This is a genomic window from Dietzia sp. CW19, assembly GCF_014145265.1.
In the GTDB taxonomy this organism is placed as follows: Bacteria; Actinomycetota; Actinomycetes; order Mycobacteriales; family Mycobacteriaceae; genus Dietzia; species Dietzia natronolimnaea.
The window spans coordinates 15,885-16,727 of record NZ_JAALEE010000268.1 but is presented as its reverse complement, the minus strand read 5'-3'; the positions used below and the strand labels follow the sequence as shown (position 1 = coordinate 16,727).

Below are 843 nucleotides of genomic sequence, written 5' to 3'. Positions count from 1 at the left end.
GAGTGCTCGGTCTTGTTCCGCACGTCCAGGACCATCGCCGAGTCGAACGAGGCGAGCTCGTCGGTGCCGATCATCTCGGGGGTCATCAACGGCAGACCCGCGAGGCTGGTGGTGTAGCCGGTGACCGTGTCGATGCCGACACGCAGCAGGTGGTCACGTAGCTCCTCGGCGACCTCCACGTCCCGGGCGAGGAGCACCAGGGGAGTGTCCTCCCGCTCCGGGTCGTAGACCCAGGCGCCGAAGGAGGCGGCCTTGTCGACGCCGGGGATGTTGAGCGCACCGGGGACGGTGCCGGCGTGGACCTCGTCCTGACCGCGGGTGTCGACGACGACGACCTTCTCGGCCTCGAGTGCGTGGGCCAACTCCGCGGTGTCGTACTCGCGCAGCGGCTCCAGCGGCCCGAGCACGGCCGGGCCTTCCTTGTTCTGCCGCTTCATCCGCCCGAAGTACGCGTGCGCGTCCGGCTGGCCGTCCAGCAGTTCGTCGACGAAGCCCTGCTCGTCGTCACGCTCGAGGTATCCGCCCCACCAGGCGTAGCGGCGTTCGTAGCCGACGCTGGTCGACGGCAGGGCGCCCAGCGCCTTGCCGCAGGCGCTGCCCGAGCCGTGGCCGGGGAAGACCTGGACGTGATCCGGGAGCGTGAGGAAGGACTTTCTCAGACTCCGGAAGATCTGCTTGGCACCCTCGAAGCGGGTGTCCACCCCGCCGGCCGCCTCGTCGAGCAGGTCCGGACGGCCCAGGTCACCAGAGAAGACGAAGTCGCCGGTCAGCATGTACCCGGGGGTATCGGCGAAGGCGCCGTCGGTGATCAGGAAGGACAGGTGCTCCGGGGTGTGCCCGGGC

At 69.6% G+C, this 843-nt stretch carries 1 protein-coding gene; it reads right to left on the bottom strand.

Features of this window, described 5'->3' with window-relative positions; all coding sequences use genetic code 11:
* On the bottom strand, nucleotides 1–843 hold an 843-nt coding region (locus G6021_RS08780), incomplete at both ends, for a rhodanese-like domain-containing protein (RefSeq protein WP_347238939.1).